Here is a 25,984-nt window from a genome sequence, read left to right as displayed (position 1 = left end):
TCTGTCGTTAAAGGTCACTCGGCAGCTCAAACGGTTTCGGGTGGCCGTCCAGGATGTTCTTCATGACCCGTTTCTCCCGTGTGACCAGCCGGTCAATCAGCAGGTCTACATCGTCCATTTTACGGAACGCGGAATAGCCCCGGTGCAGGAAGCTGTGCAGGTCGCTGAGGTCCGCCATTTCTGCGGGTGCCCGGCTCATTGATAGCAGCCAGCCAAGGGAGCGGTTACGCACATAGCGGTCGAGCTGGCGCCCCACTTCAGCCACCAGGGTAATCTGCCGTTCCCGCTGTTCCAGTTTCTGGCTGCGGCGAAAGATCTCGCAGTAGGCGTCGCTGGAAAGTTCGCGGGAAGAACAACCGTGTAAGTGGCAGAGTTCGGCCAGCTCGAGGTCCAGTTGCTGAGTGATCAGATTCAACTCCACCAGCCCGGCAAAGGTGTCCAGTAGGTTGTCCGGCAGCCACTTCACCATCTTCGGGAATACGCGGTCGATGTTGTCGTCGCGTCGGGTCATGCCGGCGGGGGCGTAGAGGTCCGTGAGCAGGAACTCCAGGCCGGTGTGATAGCCAGGGTGTCGATAGAGGTCCGCGTGGGTGGCCTTCAGGCGCTCCGCTTGCCAGTCCGCTATCCGGAAGGTGTGTTTCAGCAGGGGGTGGGTGGCTTTGTACTGGCGGAAATCGTGGTAGTCCAGCAGCAGCTGCTGCAACCGGCGGGCGCTGGCGGAATGGGTTGGGGTAGCGACTAGGCGCTCGCGATACATGGGGGTGTGGCTCCACTGGACCTGCAATAGAAGCGCGCCAGTTTAGCGGAGCCGGAGCTTGAGTGCAGCTGTGCTAACCCTGGGCCGTTGCCGGCAGACTCTCAAATCCCGGCACCCATTCCTTGCTGTCGAGGGTGATAAAGTGGCTGGGTGCCTCGGTTTCGACAATCCGCATGGTGGTTGGGCTTTGGCGTGCACTGGCCAGCATGGCCTGTCGATCCAGTATTCTGTCCACAGCCGGTATCAGGAAGGTGCCGTAACGAACCTTGCTGTATACACTGGTGTCTGTCCTCTCCATCCAGGCCATCAGGTTCTCTATGTTGCGAACAATGGTCAGGTGGTCCTTGGTGGCGGAAAACAGTTTACCCAGCAGCTGCTTCTTGCGTGGGTTCATCTTGCCGAAGAAGGTTTGGCCATAGGCGGAGGAGGGCGCGCTGTTTATCAGGCGAATCAGCCAGGGCCACATGCCGTGGCTCACCGGTTCGAGTACCGCAGTCACCAGTGCAGAAAGGCGCCCCTGGGGCAGCACGGGGGCTTCCAGCACCAATTCCACATTTTCATACAGTTCCGGCCATTGATTGATGGCTTCAAGAATGACAGCTCCGCCACGGGAATGGCCGTGCACGCGAATGTTGTCGGTATTCGGCAGATTCGCCAGCGCCTGATTGAGTATGCAGGCGTCGTACTCGATCGTGCCGTCGAGGTGTTTGATCGGCACTTCCCAATCCGGTGCTTCGGGCGTCACGCCGTTTACGGGAATATGATAGTTGCTGCAGGTCAGCAGGATCAGTTCGGTTGTCGGTGCTTCGTAGGCCTGGGTGAAGTAGCAGTGATTTTCCAGAAAACCGTGGACGCCAATCACGGTCTGTTCGGCCTTGCCGCTGTGATTACGGACCGAAACAGCGCCAGTGCCGACGCGGTAGACTCGCCCTGAGAACATCTCCGAGTAGGCGCTATCGATCGGTTTTATCAGTTTTCGTACATGGCTCGCTTTCATGACTGCTCTCCTTCAGCACCTGATGCCTGCCTTTTTGGGTCTTTATGGGCGCTGGTACATTCAGTTGTACCGACTTCTGCCACCGCAGGTATTGGCACTGATTACTGTTTTTACGCTCAGTCAGGGCCAATAGACGTTTGGCGAACAGTGCGTAAAGGCACGTGCAGTGCCTAATAACCATTTCATCAAGCTTTATCCCGAGTATAGGGGGGGAAGGTTACTTCCGTGTAACTTTTTGTAACTCCGTGACGTTGGCAGCCTTATGGAGCCTTCAGTGCTTGTCTGGCACAATGCGGCGTCAACTTTTCATTTCTTGCAGCATTTATCCGGGGACAGACAGGTTTGAGTCAAAAGGAATCGCATCTGCTGTTGCCTGTGGACTCGGCCTGGTTGGCTCTTGAGCGGCCCGACAACCCGATGACCATCACCGTCATGTTGCGGGTGGAAGGGCTCACGGAAGCTCGGTTGCTGGAATTCCTGCGTATTTACTGGCTCGCCTGGGAGCGTTTCCGCTATATACCGGTTCGCCGCGCCCCTGGCTGGTGGTGGGAAGAAGATCCGGTATTTTCGCTCCATCATCACCTGGAGGTGGTCGGCGGCCAACTGGATCGGCAGGCCTTGCAGGACTGGGTATCAGCAAGGTTGAACCAACCGTTGCCCACGTACCGTCCACTCTGGAAATTCTGGCTGCTTCCCGATGCCGAAGGCGGCGCAGCGCTCCTTCTGCGTATGCACCACTGCTACGCTGACGGGCTCTCTCTGCAGGGCATATTCGACCGCTTGTGCCCGCCGTCACCGCAACAGGCACCGGTGCTTTACGGTGCCTCGGAACAGGCGGATACCGGGCGCTGGGGAAGAGCCGCCAACGCCTGGTTGCGTGAGCTGACGGCCAGTGAGTGGCCGCGGGAAGAGGTTGGTCCGGGTGGCGACATACCCCGCAACGGCGGCACCGCCAGCCGCAATGCCCTGGAACGGGCAACCTGGAAAAGCCTCAAGCTGGTCAATGAACTCAGCCAGTTCCTGGTAGAGCCGGAAGACACGGATTCCTCACTCAAGCGGTCACTGCTGGGTCGTCGCCAGTGCCGCTGGTCGCAACCCGTCGAACTTGAACGCTTTCGACGGATTGCAACGCATACCGGCGTTACCATCAACGATGTGCTACTCAGTTGTGTGGCGTCTGCAGTCCGCAACCGGCTTGTTGCGGACGATACCGACATGGATGAGGCAGTGCTTCACGCGGCGGTTCCAGTGGATATCCGCAACCGTCTACCGGAAGGGGTAAAGCCGGAACCTGGTACTCTGGGCAATTATTTCGGAACCGTATTCGTGCCGTTACCGGTGGATGGTGAAAGCGCCCTGGAGCGGCTGTTCCGCATCAAGCATGAAACCCGAAAACTCAAGAAAAGTTGGCAGCCTGGCCTGTCCTGGGCGTTGACCGGCAGCGCGTCGCTGATTCCCGAAGCCTGGCGTCAGCCGGTAGCCGACCTGTTCTACCGCAAAGCCAGTGCGGTGGTGTCCAATGTCCCCGGTACCCGGGAACAACGCTACCTGGCCGGTTGCCGCATTCTGGAACAAATGTTCTGGGTACCCCAGGCCGGGGATATCGGGCTCGGCGTCAGCATTGTCAGTTACGCCGGCCAGGTCCAATTTGGTGTGGTGGCCGATGAGGCTGTCATGGCCGATCCCGAGTCCTTCCTGGATGACTGCCTGCAAGAGTTGGAATGCTTCCCTCTCTGACGGGTCGTAGTTCCAAAGTCCTGTTTTTATAGCCTCCTAAAAGATCAGAAAACCTGCCCCCTTGGCGCATTTTCCACCCCCGCTGCTTCACCGACCATTGAATTCAGGCGAAAGAATGCGCCTGAGACACGGGTAACCACCCGCTGCTCAACACCCAGATCCAATAAAAACCGGGGGAGTTTATGAACAACAACAATTTCCGAAAGTCAGGGCTGGCGATTGCAATGGCTGGTGCGATGTCGGTCAGCGCCGGCGCAAACGCGGCCATCGAAGTGTACAACGAAGACGGAACCAGCTTTTCCGTGGATGGCTATTTCAACGCCTTCTATGTCAATCGTGACGACAAGCTGAACGACACCCGCAATTCCGACGTTAAAATGGGGTTCCTGCCCAACACGATCGGTTTCAACTTCAGCAAGGAGATGGGCGACCTGACCCTGGGTGGCCGGTCTTCGTTCTGGTCCACCATCAACGACAGCCTTCAGTCACCGACGGATACCGCCATCGATGTGCGTCAACTGTACGCCACGGTAGACGGATCTTTCGGTCAGGTTCTGATTGGTAAGGATTTTGGTTTGTACGCCCGCTCCAACATCTTCCTGGACGAAATCCTGATGGGTTTCGGTTCTCCGGGTGCGTCAACTGGCGTCTCGTTTGGCAACATACGCACGGGCTATCCTTACCCCAATCCCTCTGCCCAGATTACCTATCGGACCCCGGATATGGGCGGTTTGAAGGTGGCCGCTGGTATTTTTGAACCTGCCAACACCACACCGGGTGCGGAGTCAGAACAGTCCGCGCCGCGTTTTGAAGCAGAGGTTACCTACAGTGCGGACCTGAATGGCCTGGCGTTGACAGGCTGGGTAAATGGTCGCCATCAGAGCTCTGAGAACGCAACCACGGAAGTGGATAGCCAGGGCCTTGGTTACGGCCTTAAAGCCTCTGTTGCAGGGCTGTCGCTGACGGCTTCTGGCTTCACCTCCGAGGGCGACGTTCCGGTATTGCTGACGGATGCGGCCCTGGCTTCGGAAGAGGACGCCGACGGCTACCTGCTTCAGGGGTCTTATACCCTTGGCGCCAATCGTTTGGTGCTGTCCTACGGTGAAACGGACTCTGACCAGGGAAATTTTGAAACCGAGAACACCTCGGTCGCGGTCTTCCATGATGTAAACAGCAACTTCAAGCTGGTTGCCGAATACAACATGTTCGAGCAGACCACGAAGTCCACCGGCGCGGATGCAGCAGAATTCGACACCCTGGCGCTGGGTGCTGTGATCACGTTCTGAGTGTTTGAAGAGTGCCCCGGCACCGGCAAGGATTCCTGGTGCTTGGGCCTTGCCCCTAAGACTAAAGTGCCGGTTTGCTTTACCGCAAACCGGCAGCGCCAGCAGGCATTGATTCAGGAGGGTTTTTAATCAATGGCTTACGATCACTTTGGCGCGCCAATTAAAAGCACTGAAGTCGCATTGGCTCCGTTTGCGGATTCCGTAGAATCGAGTGAAAGCCACTCGGTTTCGGAGCGCGTATCCATGAAACCCGTTACCACGCTGCCAGCTGTTCGGGTAGCCAGCTCCCATGTTCGTGACCCGATGCTGGCCGCCACCAATCTTGCCAGCGAGCTCAATCATGAACACCTGGGTTGTGTCCTGTTTTTCTGTTCCGCTGAATACGATCTTGGCCGTCTGGGCATTGCGCTTGAACACGTCTTTGACGGCGTGCGGGTCAGTGGTTGTACGTCTGCGGGGGAGATAACACCGGAAGGTTACGGCCGGGGTTGTATCACCGCCATTGGTTTTGACCGACGGTATTTTTCCATTGAATGCGCCCTTATCAGTGAGCTTGAGCATTTTACCCTTCATGACGCTCAGGGGGTCATTGATGGCCTGCTGTCCACCTGCCGTGATGCTAGCCTGGCATCGGTCAAGGGCAACACCTTTGCCATAACCCTGCTGGATGGACTGTCTAGTCGGGAAGAGCTGGTGCTGGCGACACTGAATGCCGCGCTCGGCACTATCCCACAGTTTGGCGGGTCCGCGGGCGACGACGAGCGCCTGGCCAATACTCACGTGTTTTTTGAGGGCCGCTTCCATACCGGGGCTGCCACCGTGATGCTGGTCAATACGCCGTTGGACTTCCGGGTGTTTTCCACGCACCACATGCAAGCCCGCGAAGAAAAACTGGTGGTTACTCATGCGGACGCGAAGAGCCGGACAGTGTATGAGTTGAACGCGGAACCGGCAGCGGAAGCATACGCCCGTGCAGTGGGCGTGGCGGTGGACGAACTCGACCGTAAGGTGTTCGCGCTCAGACCGATGGGGGTGAGGATCGGGGGGCATTATTTCGTGCGCTCTGTGCAGCGGGTGAACGCCGACGGGAGTCTGACGTTCTACTGCGCGGTGGAGACTGGCATCGTGATGACCGCCATGGAGCCCGGCTCGCTTCTTGACAGTGTACGCACACAAATTGAAGCGTCCGAGCGGGTCGTGGGGCCGCCGCTGGTCACCATAGGCTGCGACTGCTTTCTTCGTCGCCTGGAGGCGGAATTTACCGGTGTGGTGGACGAAGTGTCGGACTTCCTGCGCCACCATAAAGTGATCGGATTCAACACCTACGGTGAACAGTTCGATGGCATGCATATCAATCAGACGTTTACGGGGGTGGTGATTGGTCAGCCCGATGCCGGTTACGGTCATAGCTGAGTCTGATCCCGACGACCGCAGGGATCAGCGGATTGCCGAGCTGGAGGCAGAGAACGAACGCCTCCGAAAAATACGGGACGCACTGATTGTTCGAGTGGAATCCGGCTCGGCCCACAAACCCGAACCCTATGCGGCGTTTGAACACTCTGTGGTACTGGCGGAACAGGTACGGGAGCGCACGGAGGCGCTCAACCAGACCATGGACGAACTCAAGCACAGCAATAAGGCCTTGAACCGGGCCCGCGAGGAGGCTGAAACCACACGCCAGCGCCTGGCGGACGCCATCGAAAGCATTGCTGACGGATTTGTGCTGTTTGATCATCAGCACCGTCTTATCCAGTGCAACAGCCGGTTCCGCAGTTACTGGACCTATGCCCATCTGGACGTTCCTCCTCCTGGCACATCAATCGCAGATGTAAAAGCTATGGCGATCAATTCCGGGCTGGTGGTCGAGGAGCATGTAAATGAGTCCTCCGAAGGGGCGGTGTTCCTGCTGTCGAATGGCCGTTGGGTACAGATGACGGAAAGGAATACCCGTGAGGGCGGGCTGGTTGTTCTTTATTCTGACATCACCGACGTCAAGAACAGTGAAATGGCTCGCCGAATCAAGGCGCTTGAAGAGAGTGAGCGCTGGATCCGCGTGGTGACGGACCATGTGCCCGCACTGATCGCCTACGTGGGTGCGGACATGACCGTGCAGTTTTGCAACAAGGTTTATGAAGCCTGGTATGGCCGCAATGGCGAGTCTCCACTCGGTAAACACCTGGAGAATATTCACCAACCTGAGCTTTACCAACGGCTAATGCCTCATATGCAGGCCGTGCTCAGGGGTAACAGCGTTAACTTCGAATTCGAGGAAACCAACGACACCGGAGAGACCCGCTACATGCTCCGCGCCTACGTGCCCAACGTAGATGAGCAAGGGCAGGTCATCGGGTTTTTTGTGCTGATCCGGGACATTACCGACCGCCGCAAGACCGCGTTGGCACTGGAGCAGGCGTACGATAATCTGGAACGGCGGGTGAAAGAACGTACGGCAGCTCTTACCGGCCTCAACAGTCAGTTGCGACAGGAAATCAGTGAGCGGGCGGCGGTGGAAGCCCGACTGCGTGACGCCAAGATGGACGCCGAGCGCGCCAATCTGTCCAAAACCAAATTTCTGGCGGCCGTCAGCCATGATTTGCTGCAGCCACTGAATGCTGCCCGCCTGTTCACCAGTGCTCTACTGGAGCACTCTTTCGGGCCCAAAGCCGAGGGGCTCGTGCGCTCGGTGAGCACCTCCCTGGATGATGTGGAAAACCTTCTGGGCACCCTGGTGGACATCTCCAAACTGGATGCCGGTGTGATCAAGCCGGACATCATGGCCTTTGACCTGCGGGACTTGCTGAACAACATCGCTCGCGAATTTCGCCAGATGGCGATGGCGGAGGGGCTGACGCTCGACTTCGTGCCATCGTCGGCAATCGTGGAGTCCGATTCCCAGCTGCTGGCGCGGATTCTGCGCAACTTCCTCACCAATGCCATTCGCTATACCGGTAACGGACGCATTCTTCTGGGGTGCCGCCGGCATCGGGACCATGTATTGCTGCAAGTATGGGACACCGGCCCCGGCATTCCGGCAGACAAGCTGACCGAGATTTTCCAGGAATTCAAACGCATTCGCCCCGCTGGCTCTCAGCCGGACAAGGGGCTTGGGCTGGGATTGGCGATCGTCGACAAGATTTCCCGCATGCTGGGCCACGAAGTGACAGTATCCTCGATAGAAGGGAAAGGCTCGGTCTTCAGCGTAAAAGTGCCGTTCGGGCGGTTGTTGCCCAAACGGCCGGCAGCGGATGATGACCGGGTGGTGTCAAACCACGGCGGCCTGGGCGGCGCCAGAATCTGGGTGATCGACAACGACCACGCCATCTGCCAGGGCATGCAGACGTTGCTGGAAGGCTGGGACTGCCAGGTGGTTTCAGCGGTGTCTCTGGAAGATCTTGAGCGACAGCTGGACCCGGCCAAGAGCCCCGTGGACCTTATCCTGGCGGATTATCACCTGGACAACGACGAAAACGGGGTAGATGTGGTGGCCGAGATCAACGGTCGTCGCCATTGCCCGGCGCCGGTGGTCATGATTACCGCCAATTACACCAACGAGTTGAAGCAGCACATCCGTGAGTTGGGGCACGTTTTGATGAACAAGCCTGTGAAGCCGTTGAAGTTGCGCAGTGCGCTGAATCACCTTTTGAGAGGGTGATCTCCTACCGTTTCAGATACTGACTGAAATCCACATCGCTGGCCGACAGAATCGCCTGCACCCGGTTGTGAACCCCCAGCTTACGAAGAATCGCCGAGACGTGAGCTTTTACCGTGGTCTCTGCAATGTTCAGGTTGTACGCAATCTGCTTATTGGATTCCCCTTTGGACATGCGCTCCAGCACCAGCAACTGGCGGCGGGTCAGGGAGTTCAACAGCTCTGGGGAAATAGGGTTGTCCTCATGACGACTGCGGCGATGGGTGCTTTCCTTGCCGGTACGGATAATGTCGGAAGGCAGGTAGACATTGCCGTTGAGGATCTGCTGGATGGCATCGGTCATCTGGGCGCGGGGTGATGACTTGGTAATGAAACCACAGGCGCCATAGGTAATGGCTTGCAGGACCACCTGTTTATCTTCCTCTGCTGACACGATTACCACAGGAATGGTCGGTGCTTCGTTCCGCAATGTGATCAGGCCGTTCAGGCCGTGCATCCCCGGCATGTTCAGATCCAACAGGATCAGGTCCAGGTCATCGTTTTCGCGGGTAATGTCCAGGGCGCTGTCCAGATCAGCGGTTTCAATGATCTTACTACCGTCAAAACCGGTCGATATTACGCTGCTGATGGCCTCGCGAAACAGCGGGTGGTCGTCTGCAATCAATATCTTGTAGGTTGGCTCCATCACTGGTTCCACTGGCTTGTTTTCGTTATCAGGGACGGTTTCCGAGACATCATAGCGCTTTTCGGGAGAGAGTGTGGCATCGGGCTCATTCAGCATGGCGGCCTCCTGGGACAGGGGATCTCCCAAGTGGGATTCAATCCTCTGTTTATTATTGTGATGATTGCATTACACGCGATCCTCGCCCTGGGTTGAATGCGACCATCGCACCAAAAAACAGGCACCAAAGTACTATTCTTGATGGCTGGCGAGCTTCGTATCGTGGAGGCATGAGCCAACAAACCCTGATAACGCCCAACCTTGCACGTTTCTCTGCCAATCCCCGACCGATGTGGTTGGCTGGCGCCGCACTGTTGCTCGGTTTGATGTTATCGAGCGGGGCCCACGCCAACGACAAAACCGCTATACCGACGTTGTCCGTCAGTGTGTTGCAGTTCGGCACGGCGCATTGGGAACTGGACCATATACTCCACCGGGGGCTGGACCGAAAGAACGGCTACCAGTTGGATCTCACTCTGGTGGCCAATCTGCCAGCGTCTCGTCTGGCGGTAGCCAGTGGGTCCGTAAACGGGGCTGTGGCCGATCTGCTTTGGGCTCAGGCGCGTTTTGAGGACGGGGTGCCCTACCTGTACGTACCCTTCTCGTCCCAGATTGGCGATATCGTGGTGGCTGACGACTCTGATATAGGTGCCTTGGCCGACCTGGCCGGCAAGCGTGTCGGCGTTGCCGGCGGGCCGGACAGCAAAGGCTGGATACTGCTTCAGAAGGTAGCCGAGCAGCAGGGTATTGATCTTGCGGGTTCCGCCAAGGTGCAATTCGCTGCCCCGCCGCTGCTGAGCCAGGCTTTGAGGCGGGAGCAGGTGGATGTCATCATTACCTACTGGCATTTCGCCGCACGCCTGAGAGGAGAGGGCGGCTGGCGTTCGGCGTTCAGAATGTCGGACCTTCTGGCCGCCGTTAACCTGGATCGGAACTTGCCGGTTCTGGGGTATGTTTTCCCGGCTGATTGGGCGGAAGACCATCGCGCGTTGATGGATCGTTTTGCCGCCTCGTTGCAGCAGGCCAAGAGTGAGCTTTCGGATAGCGAAAGACCCTGGCAGCGACTGCGACCACTGATGGGAAACCCGGAGGACGGAGTGTTCCAGTCGCTTCGGGAAGGATTTGTGGCAGGCACCCCCTTACCGCTAACGGACCAGCGCGTTGCTGACCTGCATCGCCTGCTAGCGCTCACCGGTGCCAGCCCGGACCATCGTATGCCTGCCAACCTGTTCTACCGGAGCCAGCCGTGAGCGCGTTTTCCGGCAGTCCTCCGGCCTGGAGCTATTGGGTGGTGTTGCCGTCTTTCGTCCTGCTTTGGGCGGTGTTGGCCTGGTGGATCAAATCACCCTTGCTGCCGACGCCCCTGAACGTTCTTGAAACCCTGGTGCAGGAATCCGGCTCCGGAGCGCTCTGGCACCATCTGGGCGCCACCCTGGGCCGCGTGGTGGTGGCCTTTGCACTGGCCATGCTGCTTGGTACCGGGATCGGCATCGTTATGGGGCGTTCCCAAACAACCAATGCCTTGTTCGATCCGCTGCTGGTCCTGTTTCTCAACCTGCCTGCGTTGGTGACCATCATCCTGATGTATGTCTGGTTTGGACTGGTGGAAACGGCAGCCGTGATGGCAGTGGTGATCAATAAGGTTCCCAATGTGGCAGTGACAGTCCGGGAAGGTGCCCGCAGCCTGGACCACCGGCTTGAGGAAATGGCCATCGTCTACGAGTTCACCCGCTGGCAACGGTTCCGTGAGGTCTGGGTACCACAACTGTTTCCCTATCTAATGGCAGCCACGCGTGGTGGACTGGCGTTGATCTGGAAAATCGTCCTCGTGGTCGAGCTGCTGGGTCGCTCCAGTGGTGTCGGCTTCCAGTTGCACATGGCTTTTCAGGTGTTTGATGTGGCAGCCATCCTTGCCTACAGTCTGGCCTTTATTGCCGTTGTGCAAATCATCGAGCTTACCATTCTGCAGCCCCTTGAACGCCGCTCCAGCCGCTGGCGTCAGCCGGAGGCCGCCCATGCTTGAGCTACGAATCGCCGGCCGAAGTTTTGGCAAACCCGTATTGGGCGAGGTTTCCGCCACCATAGAGCGGGGCGATCGCATCTGCCTGCTGGGGCCGTCCGGCATTGGCAAAACCACGCTGTTGAACGCCATCGCCGGGCTCGACAAGGCGATCCCGGCGGGTGCGATTATAGGCCGTGACACATTGCGAATTGGTTACCTGTTTCAGGAACACCGATTGCTGCCCTGGCGGACCCTGAACGCCAATCTCCAGCTTGTGGGAGCAAGTGATGCGGAAGCTGAAAACGTCCTGGGCCAGGTTGGCCTTGCCGGATACGGGCACTACCTACCGGATCAGCTCTCACTTGGCATGGCGCGGCGGGCAGCCCTCGCACGTTGTCTGGCGGTGAAACCGGATTTGTTGTTGCTTGATGAACCCTTCGCGTCGCTTGATCCGGTAATGGCAGGTGAACTGAAAACACTGATTGCTGGCATCATGGACGCAAATGCCAGCATGGCCCTGATTTGCGTGACCCATGATGGAGGCGATGCCGAGATCCTGGCGAACCGTCTATGGTACCTGGATGGCAAACCGGCGCAGCTGCAGTGGGATGATGCGGTTGGTGAGCCGTGCCTGATCAATGATCTTCTGGAAAAGTTGCGAGATGTCGAGGGCGTGGGCCTGGTGTAATGGCCGAAACGTGACATCTGAATTGTGGCCTTCATAACACATCGGCTAACATGGCCTGCTTGTTTCTTACCGTCAACAAGGAGTGCTGACGATGGGCTTTATGGACCTGGTCCCGATGTGGGACCTGAAGGCCTACCACCTTCCCCGTATTGAATCCCCCTTTATCGCCGCCAGTATGGCCGGGCGCCTCATCCAGAACGATGGCAGTGTCCGCGCACGCATGGAGTCGGCATTCGGGCCCCTCGCCCGTGGCGGCCATGACCTGGCCGAGACCGTCCGCCGTGCAGTCGGCGATAGCAGACTGCTGCTGGTCTACACCGGGTCTGGCAGGCCCCTTTCCCCCGTAGTGATCTGGCGGCCAGACGACAGCCTGCCAGTTGGAGGGCTCTGGCACTTAAGCGGCAGTGGAACGAGCGCACCTTACGCTATCACAAAAGGCGTCGCAGAGCTGAACGCCTGCGATATCACCCCTGAACAGCTGCGCCAGTATCATCCCCAAGGCATCGGTGGGCTCGGTGTAGGGTTGTTCTCGGCGAATTATCGTCAGTGGCGGCGATCAGAGCGCGAGGCGCAAGGCGGGGCGGAGGATCATCGCCTGAGCCTGCCACTGGGAGCCGCTGCGTCGGTCGCACCGCTGAATGTTTCGCCGGCAAAAGCGGCCGGGAACGCCAAGGCCGATTCCCCGAAAGTACACCTGGAAGTCGGGATATTCACCGATGGCACCATGAACAACGCTGCCAATGCACGGTCGTTTGCTGAGCAACTGGAGCGGGATTGTCTGATTCCCTATGAAAACGATGAGATAAGTCGGGAGGAGTGTGAGTGGCGATTGGCGCTGTTGATGGGTGGAAGTTATGGCAATGCGGTTACCAATGTGGCGAAGCTGTGGGATTTGTATCCAGAAGATGAGCTTGAGTCTGAGGGAGTCATTACCTACCGACGCACCGTTTATTCGCCTGGGGCCGGCACGAAGACAGGTGACAGTGATGTACTTTATGGGGCGGCCACAGGTATGGGAGAGACAGGCGTTATCCAGCAGGTAAACGAGGCTTTTTCACAACTGGCATTGCGGTTAAGGGAAACCTTGCAGGGCGATGTTATCGATCAGTTAACCCTGGACTTGTTTGGCTTCAGCCGAGGTGCGGCGGCGGCTCGCCATGCCGCCCACGAGATCAATTTAGGAAAAGCTGGCCGACTGGCGAAGGTTTTGGAAGACAACGGCATTCTTTGGCCAGAGCATGTCCAGATCCGGTTTGTCGGGGTGTTCGACTCCGTGGCAGCGATCATTAACCCGTTAGCCGGTGACCTGCTGCCTCACAACGATCGCAATTACCCGGTTAAACTCTATCTAGATCCTGTCAAAGTGGGGCAAGCAGTTCACCTGACCGCTGCCAATGAGCATCGTAAGAACTTTGCCTTGAACAGTCTTAGGGATAGCAGTGGAAGCCTCCCTGGGAACTTCAAAGAGGTCACGCTTCCGGGTGTCCACTCTGATATTGGCGGCGGTTATGGCGCCAGGCTGAGAGAAGAAGTGTTACTCAGCCCAATGCTGAAGGTGCCCCAAGACCGGATAGGCTGGCCAGAGAAGACCTCGCAGTGGGACAATCTTGAGGCCCTGCGTCGGGAAATGGTCGCCGAAGGTTGGGTCGGTCCCTATAGTCTGTCTTTACAGCAAGAAAGTCCGGCGAAAAGTCATGGTTCGGGTGGGGGCGCCGGCCTGGATATTGTCACCCGTCATCATGATCATCCGGCACCAGACGGCCGTGTGGAACTGGGGCTGAGAATGCTGCGACAGATTCGGGGGGAGTATTCGCGCATACCCTTGAGATTGATGCACCATCTGGCTGTGGAGCAAGCAGTGCCGCTAGACGAAATTGATCCTACCGAGGAAGCTGTAGCGGTGCCGGCAGAGCTGGAGCCTATCCTGCAACAAGTTCTCGAGCAAGTTAGCCGGGGAGTGGATTCACCTTCCCTCGACAAAGAACAGCAAGAACTGCTGCTCCAACGTTATATTCATTATTCAGCACACTTTAACAGTATCGAGACATTGATAGCGGGGGTGCCATCGAAATTTGAGGGCATATACCCTCATGCTCCATCACTGTCCCGTGAACGTCTTATACATCCACAGATGAAAAGTAAATGATGATTAGCAAGGTTTTAGTCATAGGTATAACCTTTCTTGCCCTCCTGTTCAGTGGCTGTGTAGCACCTGTTAAGGAGGGCGTTCCCTGGAGCGTCAGAGTAGCCGCGCCAAAGCATTATGAAGTGTGGGTGGAGGAGATGTTCTTGGAAAAGACCGGCGAGCGTAGTTGGCGCCAGCCAATTGGCTCAGTTGGTTGCTGTTGGCAGGGCGCACGGGGTCCATCTGGTAAAGGGGCCAGAGTTGATCCTTTCCCTGAGCTTATCTTGTTGCATTGGTTTTCCTTTGCTGAGCAGAAATACTACGTCAAGCTGATTGAGGTGTCTGGGGCACTTCAGGAACGCATGATGGAGCCTGCCTCTTACAAGACTCAAATTGACGAGCGCTCTGGCCCAAGGCATTCCATGGTTATCGGTCTGGCTCCCGGAGGCACGGTTGTAGTTTGGATCATGAACCAGATCGGTAACGAGATCGAGGTAATGCGCATGCAGGCCTCAGAGGGGCCGGGTGACCCTTCCGACTTCACGGAGCGCACGAAGGGCTATCTAAAACGGCACGGCGACTACCTCGAAGAACACGGCATACCAACGGAAGGTTGGTAAGCGGGTATCCTGCCTGCCGAGTGCCATTTGGTCAGGCAGGCTTTGTCCCCAGTATCTTCGTTCGTTGAGGCCGAAACCCGGCCGTGGCGAGTAGGGCCAGCACAATCGTCACACCTGCGGTGATGCCATAGGCTGTCGGGTTCCACTCCAGATACAGCGAAAACCGGATCGCCTCCACGGCGTGTGTGAACGGATTGAACTGGCAGATCCAGTACAGCCAGGGGCTGGCTTCGTTCATCTTCCAGAGGGGATACAGTGCCGAAGACATGAAAAACATCGGAAAAATGACAAAGTTCATGACCCCCGCGAAGTTTTCCAGTTGTTTGATCCAGGTGGCGATCAGCAGGCCCAGTGCCCCCAGCATCAGACTGGTTAGTATCAGGGCTGGCAAGACGGCCAGATACCCCCACAACGGTGGCTCTACATCCACCAACAGGGCCAGAAGCAGGAACACATACACCTGCCCAACCGACACCACCCCCATCGCCAGCAACTTGGTCACCAGCAGGAAGGGCCGTGGCAGAGGGCTCATCAATAACACCCGCATGCTGCCAAGCTCCCGGTCATACACCATGGAAAGCGCCCCTTGCATGCTGTTGAACAGGATGATCATCCCGCACAGTCCGGGGGCGATGTAGGTCTCGTAGGTGATGTAGGTCTGATAGGGCGGAATAATGGAAATGCCCAGCACCGCCCGGAAGCCGGCGGCGAACACCACCAGCCACAGAAGCGGCCGAACCAGGGCGCTGGCGAAACGGGTGCGTTGCTGCCAGAAGCGCAACCACTCCCGGGTCTGGATGCCGACAAAACAGTGCCAGTAATGGGCCGCTTTCATGATTATCCGGCTCCAGTCAGGGTATGGAAGGTTTCCGCCAGGTCCCGGGTGCCTTCGGCTTCGCAAATGTCGTGGCCTGCGCCGTCGGCCAGCAGTTGGCCCTGGTGCAGGATCAATACCCGGTCGTCCTGTTGCACCTCCTCGATCAGATGCGTCGCCCACAGCACGGTCAGACCAGCCTCGGCGCACAGAATGCGAACATGTTCGTTGAGCGCTCTGCGACTTGCCACATCCAGGCCGACGGTGGGTTCATCAAGCAGCAACAGAGTGGGCTCATGAAGTAAGGCACGGGCTATTTCCACACGTCGGCGGTGGCCGCCATTGAGCTTGCGCACGGGTTCGTTGGCGCGCTCCAGCAGTTCAAATCGAGCAAGCTCCCGATCACCCCGCGTTCGGGCTTCTTTGCGGGATAAGCCGTGCAGCGCGGCGTGATACTGCAGGTTCTGGCGCACTGTCAGGTCCAGATCCAGAGCGTTTTGCTGGAACACCACGCCAATCTGGCGCATGGCTTCGGAGGGCTGCTTTTTCAATGACTGCCCGGCCAGCAGGAGTTCGCCCTGCTGGATCGCCAGAAGCCGGGTCAGCAAACCAAACAGTGTCGACTTGCCGGCGCCGTTGGGGCCCAGAAGAGCGTGGAAGCGACCAGAGGTCAGCGCGAAGCTGACCTCCTTGAGCACGGGCGTGTCGCCGTAGCGAAAGCTGATATGGCTGGCTTCAATGGTCATGGTGGTTAGGAAGACGGATCAATGACCACACCCCAGGGGTAGCGGCCGACCTTGATGGATTTGATGACCTTCAAATCTTCGACATCAATCACCGAAACGTCTCCGGAAACGCCGTTGGTGGTGTACAAGTGCTTCTGGTCCTTGTCCAGATCCAGTTGCCAGACTCGGCTACCGACCAGCAGGTATTCCAGCACTTCATAGGTTTGTGCATCCACCACGGCGACGTGATTGGACGGGCCGAGAGCCACGAAGGCGTACTTGCCGTCGTCCGTCAGCTCGATACCCACCGGCTGTACACGGTCCTGGTTGACACCTGGGACTTTGAAAGACATCTCATGGACCTGCTTCAGATTGTCCACATCGATAATGTGCACCGTTCCGCCGATTTCCGCCGACGCCCAGGCAATCTTGCTGTCTTTGCTGAATTCCACGTGGCGGGGGCGTTGCCCGACAACGATGTTCTTCTCTATCTCAAAGGTATCGGTGTTGATCCAGTGCAGCATGCTGGTGGTTTCACTGGTGTTGACCGCCCATTTGCCGTTCGGGCTGACGGCCATGCCTTCCGGCTCGATGCCGACGTCGATCTGGGCCAGGACGTCTTTGGTCTCCACATCCACCACCGTCACGATGGCGTCGTCTTCATTGGCGATGTACAGGTGCTTGTTGTTTGGATGGAGCGCAAACTGCTCCGGATCCTCACCGGAGGGCAGGGTGTCGACGATCTTGCGGCTGGCCAGGTCCAGCACCTGAACGGTGTCGTCGTCGCTGGCACAGATGTAGAGCTTGGTATGGTCCTTGGACAGCAGGATGCCCCGCGGGCGCTGGCCCACATCAATAGTCTCAACGACTTCCCGGGTCTCGGTGTCGATGATGGACAGGGTGTTGTCTTTTTCGTTGGACACGTAGGCAAGGCTGGCCATGGCCGGTGTCGACAGGCCCATTATGGCGGCCAGGGCGGTGTGTTTGAGCAAAGACTTCATGAAGCAACTCCTTCTTGTTTTAGAAAGCTTCCGTCAGGGGGCGGTCAGCCGTTGATGCGACAGTTGCTCTCGGGTTCGTCGAAGCCGAGAGTGTCCATTTCAGTGTGGGGATGCAGAAACCCCTCGAATGGTGCTCTGGCAACCAGTCCCCGTGGATGAACCAGGGGAATCGGCTGCCGAAGCTGACCGTTCCAGTCCCGATAGGTGAGCTTGCGCCCCTTGAAGGCGGCAAGCTGGAATTCGTCACTGAACAGGAAGCGCCGAACGTCAGCTGGCTCAGCGCTACCAAGGTCGGTCACCGCTGTGCCGATGGAACGAATGGCGGCCCAGGCGGCGTAATCCTCGCCGGTCATGTCGCGGCCGGCCAGGTCACGGAAACGATTTTGTAGCTGAGCGGCACCCCAGCTTTCCACCACCCGGTGCCAGGTCACGGGGGACATTCCCTGAGTACCGACGACGGGGCGCGGCAGCCAGGTATTGAACGGCACGTACTCGCCGAAATCACCCCGAACATCGGCCACCACCACGGCATCGTAATCGCTGGCCTGTGTAAACAACGGCAGCTCCCTGGAGGCGGTGCGGCGAAGGTCGGCGTCAAAGGTCCATGGCTTGTCTTCGATCATCTCAAGGCCGAAGCGCTTGGCAGACCTGCGAAAGGCATTGGCCCAGTCTTTATCATCGTCAGTGGGCCCGGTAATCATGAAAATTTCGTCCCAGCGACGCTGGTTCAGCCACTGTGCCAGTGCGTCGGTCAGCATGGCGTAACTGGGCATGGTGTGAAGCAGGTTGGCGTTGCATTCGGTGGTTCGAAGCCCGTCCGCTTTTGAGCCGGCGTTAAACAGGAGCGTGTCTGCGCCCGCCTTTGCGATCATGCTCTTGAGTGTCTGTGCCGGAGCGTTGACCACAAACAGTTCGATACCGGACTTGCGCAGTTGGTCGAAAGCGGCGATCGCCTCGGCTTCCGAGTCGGCAACGGTACTTTTCAGGGTGTAAGTCTGGCCGAGAAACTTCCCGGTGGTGCTGTTGTCCTGCAACCCCAGCTCAGCGCCTTTGAGGCCGGCATCCTCCGGTTCCGGAATAACATTGGACAGCACCGGCCCCGGGTCTGGCACCCATTGCACATACCCCACACGTACCTCTAGAGAGTCTGCCTTCAGCGGGGCCATGCCGAGGGTCGCTGCCAGGAATACGGCTGCAGTCCTGAACAAAAGAGACATGGAATTCTCCGGTTTGTTGTTGTTCCTCCAGCTTAGAGAAGCGAAAAAGTCCCAGAAATATTCAGAAAGTAGGAATCTACCGGTACTAAAGGATGAGATTTCTGCAGCAATCCCTCGCATCTACTACCAAGGAACTACACCAAAACCTCCAAAGTGGCATTCGGATTGAGCGGTGCGGTTCCTAGACTGGGAGCAAGCACATTGGCGTCTGACAAAACCAACAGCCAATGGATGAGGAATCAAATAGCAGAGGTAGCAACAATGACCACGTCCTTTTCACTTCACGCGCTGCTGGCAGCCGCTCTTTTGGGAGCTGCTGGACTGGTAATGGCTCACGGCAACGTGACTCCACAGGAGGTGGACACTGGTGACCTGCCCGAACTCGGGGACGAAGTGCGGTCGGAGAACCCGTTTCGGGAAGGCAGTGAGTACGGCGAGCACAATGCCCAGGCCGTGGCCGTGGGTGAGAGCGCTTACGCTGGCAACTGCGCCGGTTGCCACGGTATCCGCGCGATGTCAGGTGGCCTGACGCCCGATCTGAGGGAACTGACCGAGTGGGATGACGAGTACTACGTTACCCGGGTTCTCAATGGTACTGACCGCGGCATGCCCGCGTGGAAGAAGACCTTGGACCAGAACGCCATATGGGCGATTCGGACGTATGTGGAGTCTCTGCCGAAGCCGGAATGATCGCCTCACGGATCTTCACACAAAGCCTGTACTCAGGCCGGCCCTGTGCCGGCCTGACGTCGTTGGGGAGAAAACAATGAAAACACTGTCCCGTATTATCGTACTGATGCTGTTTTTCCAGGTGGTCCCTGCGCAGGAAATGGACGACGGCGATCCGTTGCTGAACCGGCCTGCGGACCGAACCTACGACATCATTCTCGAATCCGGTTATCTGAAAGTCGGTGTTTACGAAAACTTCCCACCGTACTCCTACGAGGTAAACGGAGAACCCCGTGGCATTGACGTGGAAGTGGGCAAGCAGATTGCCGAGGCAATGGGCGTTGAATTCAAGGTGCACTGGATTGTGCCTGATGAAAACCTGGGGGATGACCTCAGAAACAACGTCTGGAAAGGGCACTACCTCGCCAAGCGCCGGCTGGCAGACGTGATGATGCGGGTACCCTATGACAAGCAGTATGCCTACATGCAGGACTCCACGGGGGAATACATCAATGAACAGGTGGTGTTGTTCGGCCCTTACCAGCAGGAGACCTGGCAGATTGCCTTCAACCCCGAAAAGATTGACGGCGTCGACACCGTTGCCAAGTTCCAGTACCACCCCATCGGCGTGGAGATCGACACCCTGCCGGATTTCTATCTGAGCTCCGGTCTGCAGGGGCGCATGCGGGATCAGGTCAGGCATTATCCAAACGTTCGCGAGGCCTTCGGCGCCATGCAGGATGGGGAGGTGAGTGCCGTTATGGGAATGCGAGCCGAGATCGACCATGAGCTGGGCCGCCCGGAGAATAACGAGTTCCAGTTTGCTGGCAATGGGTTTCCAGGCATTGGCAAGCAGGTCTGGGATGTGGGAATGGCCATCAAGCACACCCATCGCCAGCTTGGTTACGCGATTGAGGCCATCATCGGTGACCTGGTGAAATCCGGTGATATGCAGTCGTTGTTTGCGGAGCTCGGGCTGCGGTACAGCGTTCCCCAATATTACCGGGAGTTTCTCAGCGAGGAGGCGTTAGCGAAAGCCGAAGGCCGGCCTTGATCAGAATCCCGGTTCAGCCGCAAGAGTGCAGCAAAAAGCCCGCGACACCATCGCGGGCTTTGTTTTATGGAGGTAGTAATACCAAGTGATGAGAAAACCAGTGCCGGGGGGTAATTGTCGGTTTTCGTCCCAAAGCGAAGAATCACATCAGAGGCGGGAAAAGTTCCCGGTTCATCCTGAAACAAAAACGATAGCACCGAAAACAAGAGACTTGGAGAGCGCAACCATGACATCGAACAAGTTCGGGATTCGCATTGCAGCCAGTGCCCTGGCGCTGGCCGTATCGTATGGGGCCCAGGCGGTCACCGACGAAGACATCATGAACGATCACAAAACGCCGGACGATATCGTCAGCTACGGCATGGGTACCCAGGGCCAGCGGTTCAGTATCCTGGAAGACCTGAACACCGATAATATTCAACACCTTCAGCCAGCTTGGGCCTTCTCGTTTGGTAGCGAGAAAATGCGCGGCCAGGAGTCGCAGCCGCTGATCAAGGATGGCGTGATGTACGTGACTGCCTCCTATTCCCGCGTTTACGCCATTGATGCCAGAACCGGTGAGGAAATCTGGCAGTACGACGCGCGTCTGCCGGATGGCATCATGCCTTGTTGTGACGTTGTTAACCGTGGCGTAGCCCTGTACGACGACAAGGTTATCTTCGGTACTCTCGATGCCAAACTCGTCGCTTTGAACAAAGACACCGGCAAGCCCATGTGGATCAAGAAAGTCGCCGATTACCAGGCGGGTTATGCCATTACTGCCGCACCTATCGTCGTCAAAGGTAAGGTGATTACCGGCGTTTCCGGAGGTGAGTTCGGTATTGTCGGAAAGGTGGAAGCCTATGACGCCAATACGGGTGAGCTGGTGTGGATGCGCCCGACCGTTGAAGGCCATATGGGCTATGTCTACAAAGATGGCAAGGCGGTTGAAAACGGCATTTCCGGAGGCAAGGCCGGACAGACCTGGCCGGGCGATATGTGGAAGAACGGCGGTGCTGCGACCTGGCTGGGTGGCACCTATGACCAGGACACCGACTCCCTGTTCTTCGGAACCGGTAACCCGGCACCCTGGAACTCGCATTTACGCCCCGGCGATAACCTGTTCTCCTCATCACGGGTGGCGATTGACCCGGACGACGGCAGCATCAAATGGCACTTCCAGACCACACCCCACGATGGCTGGGACTACGATGGTGTCAACGAACTGATCTCGTTCGATTACAAAGACAAAGGAAAAACGGTGAAAGCGGCAGCTACGGCTGACCGTAACGGTTTCTTCTACGTTCTCAATCGTGAAAACGGTGACTTCATTCGGGGCTTCCCGTTCGTGGACAAAATTACCTGGGCTGAAGGTCTTGATCCGAAGTCTGGCCGTCCGATTTTCAAGGAAGGTGGTCGCCCGGGGGATCCCTCGGCAATGGACGGAAGCAAGGGTGAGGTGGTTGTTGCCCAGCCAGCGTTCCTTGGTGGCAAAAACTGGATGCCCATGGCCTACAGCCAGGACACCGGCCTGTTCTATGTACCGTCGAATGAATGGTCGATGGATATCTGGAACGAACCGGTTTCCTACAAGAAAGGCGCGGCCTTCCTGGGTGCGGGCTTTACCATCAAGCCAGCTAATGACGATTATATCGGCGTACTCCGCGCCATGGATCCGAAGACCGGCAAGGAAGTATGGCGTTATGAAAACACCGCTCCTCTTTGGGGTGGTGTAATGACAACCGCTGGCAACCTTGTCTTCACTGGTACGCCTGAAGGTTACCTGAAGGCTTTTGACGCCAAGACCGGCGAAGAGCTGTACAAGTTCAACACCGGTTCCGGCGTTGTGGGTACTCCTGTCACCTGGACCATGGACGGCGAGCAGTATGTCTCCGTGGCCTCTGGTTGGGGCGGTGCGGTTCCGCTTTGGGGCGGTGAAGTCGCCAAGGTGGTAAAGGACTTCAATCAGGGCGGTATGGTCTGGACGTTCAGGCTGCCGAAGGATCGTGTTGCCAGTAAGTGATCTGTAGACAGCGCCGATCCAGTATCGGCCTTACAGGGCTGCCTTCGGGCGGCCCTTTTTTGTTTGCTTTATCGGTATCTTGTCTTAGCCCCCCAGCCACCTACTACCAAGGGAGGAGTTTTTCACCTCCATCGAATCATTCAACTATTCGGTGTGGGGGTCTACATTGAATGGGTAAACGCGCAAGGCCGCGTTGTCCTGCGACAAACACAACAAGAGGTCGAGACCATGATCTACGCACAACCTGGTAAGGAAGGCTCCGTCGTCTCCTTCAAACCCCGTTATGAGAACTACATTGGCGGCGAGTGGGTCGCCCCGGTCAAGGGTCAGTATTTTGAGAACATCACGCCGGTGACCGGCGATGTCATCTGTGAAATTCCCCGCTCCTCGGCCGAAGATATTGAAGTGGCTCTGGATGCCGCCCACAAGGCCGCGCCTGCCTGGGGAAAGACTTCGACCACCGAGCGCTCCAACATCCTGCTGAAAATTGCTGACCGTATCGAGCAGAACGTTGAAATGCTGTCGGTCGCTGAAACCTGGGATAACGGCAAGGCTGTTCGCGAGACGTTGAATGCCGATATTCCTTTGGCGGTTGACCACTTCCGTTACTTTGCCGGTTGTATCCGCGCCCAGGAAGATACGTCCAGCGCCATCGACAACAATACCGTGGCCTATCATTACCATGAGCCGCTGGGTGTTGTGGGCCAGATCATTCCCTGGAACTTCCCTTTGCTGATGGCTGTGTGGAAGCTGGCGCCCTGCCTGGCGGCTGGTAACTGCACGGTGATGAAGCCGGCAGAGCAGACGCCCGCCAGTATCCTGATCCTGATGGATCTGATTGGTGACCTGCTGCCACCGGGCGTAGTCAACATTGTCAACGGCTACGGCATTGAAGCGGGTCAGGCACTGGCCAGCAGCAAGCGTATTGCCAAGATCGCCTTCACCGGCTCCACACCGGTGGGTTCCCACATTCTCAAGTGCGCGGCCGAGAATATTATTCCGTCCACGGTGGAGCTGGGTGGTAAGTCCCCCAATATCTATTTCTCCGATGTGATGAAAGCCGAGCCCGAGTTTGTCGACAAATGTGTGGAAGGCCTGGTTCTGGCGTTCTTTAACCAAGGCGAAGTCTGCACCTGTCCTTCCCGTGCGCTGGTACAGGAAGACATGTACGAGGAGTTCATGGCCAAAGTTGTTGAACGCACGAAGTCCATCAAGCGTGGCAACCCGCTCGATACCGATGTGCAGGTCGGCGCCCAGGCCAGCAAGGAGCAGTTCGACAAGATTATGTCCTACCTCGAAATCGGCAAACAGGAAGGCGCGGAAGTGCTGACCGGCGGTGGCCGAGAGGAAATGGATGATGCCTATAACAATGGCTTCTACGTTCAGCCCACACTGTTCAAAGGCAAGAACAACATGCGTGTGTTCCAGGAGGAAATCTTTGGTCCGGTGGTGGGTGTGACCACCTTCAAGGACGAGGAAGAAGCCCTGGCCATCGCCAATGATACCGAGTTTGGTCTGGGTGCCGGTCTCTGGACCCGCGACATCAACCGTGCCTATCGCATGGGCCGCGCTATCCAGGCAGGCCGTGTGTGGACCAACTGTTACCACCAGTACCCGGCTCACGCTGCCTTTGGTGGTTACAAGAAGTCCGGTGTTGGCCGCGAGAACCACAAGATGGCGCTGGACCATTACCAGCAGACCAAGAACCTGTTGGTCAGCTACGACATCAACCCGCTGGGCTTCTTCTGAGTCGGGTAATGACTGTTGTGCCCGGGCCTTCCCACACAGGCCCGGTGGCGAGTCAGCACACGGACGTGCACATTCCTCCCCGGTGTCTGGCCGGGGTGCATCTCTACCGGATTGCAGTTGACTGGTGGGGATGGATGGGTCTTCCTGCCAGTTTTAGGTCCTTCCCAGGGCCTTTTTTTGTGTCTGAGCCGATGCCCATCGGAATGGGTCGAAAGGATGAGTTTCGGGGCTCGGATCGGTCTGAAATCAGTGCCAAAGTACCATATTTGCCGTTTCAGGGACTGGGTAGGATTGGAGATGAGTTACCGGGCAACCGGTTAACGGATCCTCAATGCCACAACAATCATCACAAGAGGTAAGCGTTATGTGGACCAAGCCAGCCTATGAAGACCTGCGGATCGGCTTCGAAGTCACCATGTACTTCGCCAACCGCTGAGAAGTGATGGCCAGCCTCGTGCGCTGGCCATTTTGCTTCTGGAGTTTCCGTCATGCAGATTCGTATCCTCGGTTCCGCCGCCGGCGGAGGGTTTCCCCAGTGGAACTGCAATTGCGCCAATTGTGATGGCTTCCGCAAAGGAACGCTGAACGCCAGCGCTCGCACTCAGTCCTCCATTGCCATCAGCGAAGACGGTGTTCACTGGATTCTCTGTAACGCGTCTCCCGATATTCGTGCTCAGCTGGCAAGTTTTGATGCCATGCAACCGGGCCGCGCGCTTCGGGATACCGGGATCAACGCGGTGTTGCTGATTGACAGCCAGGTGGACCATACCACCGGACTGCTGATGTTGCGGGAAGGTTTGCCACTGGATGTCTGGTGCACGGCGCAGGTCCATGAAGACCTTAGTGGCGGCTTTCCGCTGTTCCGCATGCTTGAGCACTGGAATGGAGGGCCCCGGTGGCACGAAGTGCCTTGTACCGACCAGCAATCCTTTACCATTCCCTGCGCACCGTCGCTGAGGCTGACAGCCATACCGCTGCTGAGCAATGCGCCGCCTTATTCGCCACGCCGTCACAACCCGCATCCAGGTGACAACATCGGCCTTTTCGTAGAAGACACCCGCAGTGGTACAACGGTTATGTACGCGCCAGGGCTCGGGAAACCGGACGAGCAGATCCTGCAATGGATGCGCAAGGCCCACACTCTGTTAGTGGATGGCACTGTGTGGCATGACGATGAAATGCTGCGTTGCGAGGTGGGTACCCGCACCGGTCAGGAAATGGGGCACCTGGCCCAGAGTGGCCCTGGCGGCATGATCGAAGTGCTGGATACCATGCGAGCGCGCAGGAAAATTCTTATCCACATCAACAATACCAACCCGATTCTGGACGAGGATTCGCCTGAACGGGCCGTGCTGACCCGGCATGGCATTGAGGTGTCGTTTGACGGCATGCATCTGGATATGGAGGTCCCCCTGTGAACGCAACTGCTACAACCGTCATGAATCGGGGGGATTTTGAGCAGGCCCTGCGGGCAAAAGGCCAGTACTACCATATCCACCATCCTTACCATAAAGCCATGTACGGCGGTGACTGCACCCCGGAGCAGATTCGTGGCTGGGTCGCTAACCGTTACTACTATCAGATCAACATCCCCCGAAAGGATGCGGCGATCATGGCTAACTGCCCGGATGCCTCGGTACGTCGGTTGTGGCTCCAAAGAGTACTGGATCACGATGGCCACAGTGACGACGAAGGCGGTATCGAGGCCTGGTTGAGCCTGGCGGAAGCAGTAGGGCTAACCCGGGACGAGATCATCGACCAGCGCCACGTGCTGCCGGGTGTCCGGTTTGCGGTAGACGCCTACCTGAACTTTGCCCGCCGGGCGACCTGGCAGGAAGCGGCCTGTTCCTCCCTGACGGAGCTGTTTGCTCCGGAAATCCATCAATCCCGGCTCGATAGCTGGCCCCGGCATTATCCGTGGATCCAGACCGATGGATATGCCTATTTCCGCAAGCGGTTGTCGGAAGCGCGCCGTGACGTGGAGCATGGTTTGACGATTACCCTGGATCACTTTACCACCGCGGCACAGCAGGCCCGTGCCCTGGAAATCCTTCAATTCAAACTGGATATCTTATGGTCTATGTTGGATGCCCTGACTATGGCTTATCAGCACCGCACGCCGCCGTACCACACCGTAACCAGCCAGCCAGTCTGGCACAGGGGGGTGTAGT

General features: G+C 57.5%; 23 protein-coding genes. 16 read left to right on the top strand and 7 right to left on the bottom strand.

The window, feature by feature from the left end:
- Positions 1-7: 7 nt before the first annotated feature.
- Together AC13D2_RS07115 and AC13D2_RS07110 are read right to left on the bottom strand one after the other, a co-directional pair.
- Positions 8-757 (bottom strand): DUF8198 family protein, encoded by a 750-nt coding sequence (locus AC13D2_RS07115; RefSeq protein WP_292048725.1) that lies wholly within the window; start codon positions 755-757, stop codon positions 8-10.
- Between the two features lie 73 nt (positions 758-830).
- Positions 831-1,754 carry an alpha/beta hydrolase gene (locus AC13D2_RS07110; RefSeq protein ID WP_292048724.1) on the bottom strand — a complete coding sequence of 308 codons (924 nt, stop codon included), beginning with the start codon at positions 1,752-1,754 and terminating at the stop codon, positions 831-833.
- 342 nt (positions 1,755-2,096) lie between these two features.
- Here AC13D2_RS07110 and AC13D2_RS07105 point away from each other — a divergent pair, with 342 nt between their 5' ends.
- The 4 genes from AC13D2_RS07105 (at position 2,097) to AC13D2_RS07090 (ending at position 8,429) form a co-directional block, all read left to right on the top strand.
- On the top strand, positions 2,097-3,491 hold the full coding sequence (locus tag AC13D2_RS07105) for a WS/DGAT domain-containing protein (RefSeq protein WP_292048723.1): 1,395 nt from the start codon (positions 2,097-2,099) through the stop codon (positions 3,489-3,491).
- A 182-nt stretch (positions 3,492-3,673) separates the two neighbouring features.
- A complete protein-coding gene (locus tag AC13D2_RS07100) occupies positions 3,674-4,777 on the top strand; it encodes a porin (RefSeq protein ID WP_292048722.1) in 1,104 nt (367 codons plus the stop codon).
- A gap of 243 nt (positions 4,778-5,020) precedes the next feature.
- Positions 5,021-6,190 (top strand): nitric oxide-sensing protein NosP, encoded by a 1,170-nt coding sequence (nosP, locus tag AC13D2_RS07095; RefSeq protein WP_421911403.1) that lies wholly within the window; start codon positions 5,021-5,023, stop codon positions 6,188-6,190.
- A complete protein-coding gene (locus tag AC13D2_RS07090) occupies positions 6,168-8,429 on the top strand; it encodes a hybrid sensor histidine kinase/response regulator (RefSeq protein WP_286810471.1) in 2,262 nt (753 codons plus the stop codon). Before nosP ends, AC13D2_RS07090 begins: the two co-directional genes overlap by 23 nt.
- Positions 8,430-8,433: 4 nt before the next feature.
- Here the strand turns inward: AC13D2_RS07090 and AC13D2_RS07085 are convergent, their stop codons facing one another.
- Positions 8,434-9,111 carry a response regulator transcription factor gene (locus tag AC13D2_RS07085; protein WP_040474417.1) on the bottom strand — a complete coding sequence of 226 codons (678 nt, stop codon included), beginning with the start codon at positions 9,109-9,111 and terminating at the stop codon, positions 8,434-8,436.
- Positions 9,112-9,377: 266 nt separating this feature from the next.
- Between AC13D2_RS07085 and AC13D2_RS07080 the strand changes: the two genes are divergently transcribed.
- The 5 genes from AC13D2_RS07080 to AC13D2_RS07060 all read left to right on the top strand — a co-directional run bounded on the left by AC13D2_RS07080 (position 9,378) and on the right by AC13D2_RS07060 (position 14,582).
- Positions 9,378-10,397 carry an ABC transporter substrate-binding protein gene (locus AC13D2_RS07080; RefSeq protein WP_482938389.1) on the top strand — a complete coding sequence of 340 codons (1,020 nt, stop codon included), beginning with the start codon at positions 9,378-9,380 and terminating at the stop codon, positions 10,395-10,397.
- On the top strand, positions 10,394-11,170 hold the full coding sequence (locus AC13D2_RS07075) for an ABC transporter permease (RefSeq protein WP_482938388.1): 777 nt from the start codon (positions 10,394-10,396) through the stop codon (positions 11,168-11,170). The genes AC13D2_RS07080 and AC13D2_RS07075 overlap by 4 nt, the downstream gene beginning before the upstream one ends.
- The gene (locus tag AC13D2_RS07070) at positions 11,163-11,837 is read left to right on the top strand and encodes an ATP-binding cassette domain-containing protein (RefSeq protein ID WP_300497198.1); all 675 of its coding nucleotides are present in this window, start codon (positions 11,163-11,165) and stop codon (positions 11,835-11,837) included. The genes AC13D2_RS07075 and AC13D2_RS07070 overlap by 8 nt, the downstream gene beginning before the upstream one ends.
- Positions 11,838-11,928: 91 nt before the next feature.
- Positions 11,929-13,983, top strand: a complete 2,055-nt coding sequence (locus tag AC13D2_RS07065) for a phospholipase effector Tle1 domain-containing protein (RefSeq protein ID WP_482938387.1) — start codon at positions 11,929-11,931, stop codon at positions 13,981-13,983.
- On the top strand, positions 13,980-14,582 hold the full coding sequence (locus AC13D2_RS07060) for a DUF2931 family protein (protein ID WP_482938386.1): 603 nt from the start codon (positions 13,980-13,982) through the stop codon (positions 14,580-14,582). Before AC13D2_RS07065 ends, AC13D2_RS07060 begins: the two co-directional genes overlap by 4 nt.
- A 31-nt stretch (positions 14,583-14,613) precedes the next feature.
- Here the strand turns inward: AC13D2_RS07060 and AC13D2_RS07055 are convergent, their stop codons facing one another.
- The 4 genes from AC13D2_RS07055 to AC13D2_RS07040 are packed head-to-tail and all read right to left on the bottom strand — an operon-like array spanning position 14,614 to position 18,339.
- On the bottom strand, positions 14,614-15,417 hold the full coding sequence (locus AC13D2_RS07055; protein WP_007153168.1) for an ABC transporter permease: 804 nt from the start codon (positions 15,415-15,417) through the stop codon (positions 14,614-14,616).
- Positions 15,418-15,419: 2 nt separating this feature from the next.
- Positions 15,420-16,142 (bottom strand): ABC transporter ATP-binding protein, encoded by a 723-nt coding sequence (locus AC13D2_RS07050; RefSeq protein ID WP_482938385.1) that lies wholly within the window; start codon positions 16,140-16,142, stop codon positions 15,420-15,422.
- Positions 16,143-16,147: 5 nt separating this feature from the next.
- Positions 16,148-17,122 (bottom strand): YVTN family beta-propeller repeat protein, encoded by a 975-nt coding sequence (locus AC13D2_RS07045; protein ID WP_482938384.1) that lies wholly within the window; start codon positions 17,120-17,122, stop codon positions 16,148-16,150.
- A gap of 44 nt (positions 17,123-17,166) precedes the next feature.
- Positions 17,167-18,339: an ABC transporter substrate-binding protein gene (locus tag AC13D2_RS07040; RefSeq protein ID WP_482938383.1), complete on the bottom strand. Its 1,173-nt coding sequence runs from the start codon at positions 18,337-18,339 to the stop codon at positions 17,167-17,169.
- A gap of 261 nt (positions 18,340-18,600) precedes the next feature.
- On the opposite strand from AC13D2_RS07040, the gene pedF reads away from it, so the two are divergent.
- The 7 genes from pedF to pqqC all read left to right on the top strand — a co-directional run bounded on the left by pedF (position 18,601) and on the right by pqqC (position 25,983).
- Entirely contained in the window at positions 18,601-19,029 is a 429-nt protein-coding gene (gene pedF, locus AC13D2_RS07035; protein ID WP_292048712.1) for a cytochrome c-550 PedF, read from the top strand.
- Positions 19,030-19,105: 76 nt separating this feature from the next.
- Complete coding sequence (locus AC13D2_RS07030; RefSeq protein ID WP_482938382.1) at positions 19,106-20,062, top strand: substrate-binding periplasmic protein; 957 nt, start codon at positions 19,106-19,108, stop codon at positions 20,060-20,062.
- A gap of 226 nt (positions 20,063-20,288) precedes the next feature.
- Positions 20,289-22,064 (top strand): PQQ-dependent methanol/ethanol family dehydrogenase, encoded by a 1,776-nt coding sequence (locus tag AC13D2_RS07025; protein WP_482938381.1) that lies wholly within the window; start codon positions 20,289-20,291, stop codon positions 22,062-22,064.
- Positions 22,065-22,292: 228 nt separating this feature from the next.
- Complete coding sequence (exaC, locus tag AC13D2_RS07020) at positions 22,293-23,813, top strand: acetaldehyde dehydrogenase ExaC (protein ID WP_292048709.1); 1,521 nt, start codon at positions 22,293-22,295, stop codon at positions 23,811-23,813.
- Positions 23,814-24,177: 364 nt separating this feature from the next.
- A complete protein-coding gene (pqqA, locus tag AC13D2_RS07015; protein WP_007153157.1) occupies positions 24,178-24,249 on the top strand; it encodes a pyrroloquinoline quinone precursor peptide PqqA in 72 nt (23 codons plus the stop codon).
- A 52-nt stretch (positions 24,250-24,301) separates the two neighbouring features.
- Positions 24,302-25,231, top strand: a complete 930-nt coding sequence (gene pqqB, locus AC13D2_RS07010; protein WP_482938380.1) for a pyrroloquinoline quinone biosynthesis protein PqqB — start codon at positions 24,302-24,304, stop codon at positions 25,229-25,231.
- 20 nt (positions 25,232-25,251) lie between these two features.
- Positions 25,252-25,983: a pyrroloquinoline-quinone synthase PqqC gene (gene pqqC / locus AC13D2_RS07005; protein WP_421912097.1), complete on the top strand. Its 732-nt coding sequence runs from the start codon at positions 25,252-25,254 to the stop codon at positions 25,981-25,983.
- The last annotated feature ends 1 nt before the right edge of the window (position 25,984 follow it).

This window comes from Marinobacter sp. B-12 (assembly GCF_056857915.1).
Note: the sequence above shows the minus strand (reverse complement) of the source record. Positions and strands in the feature narration are given on the sequence as shown.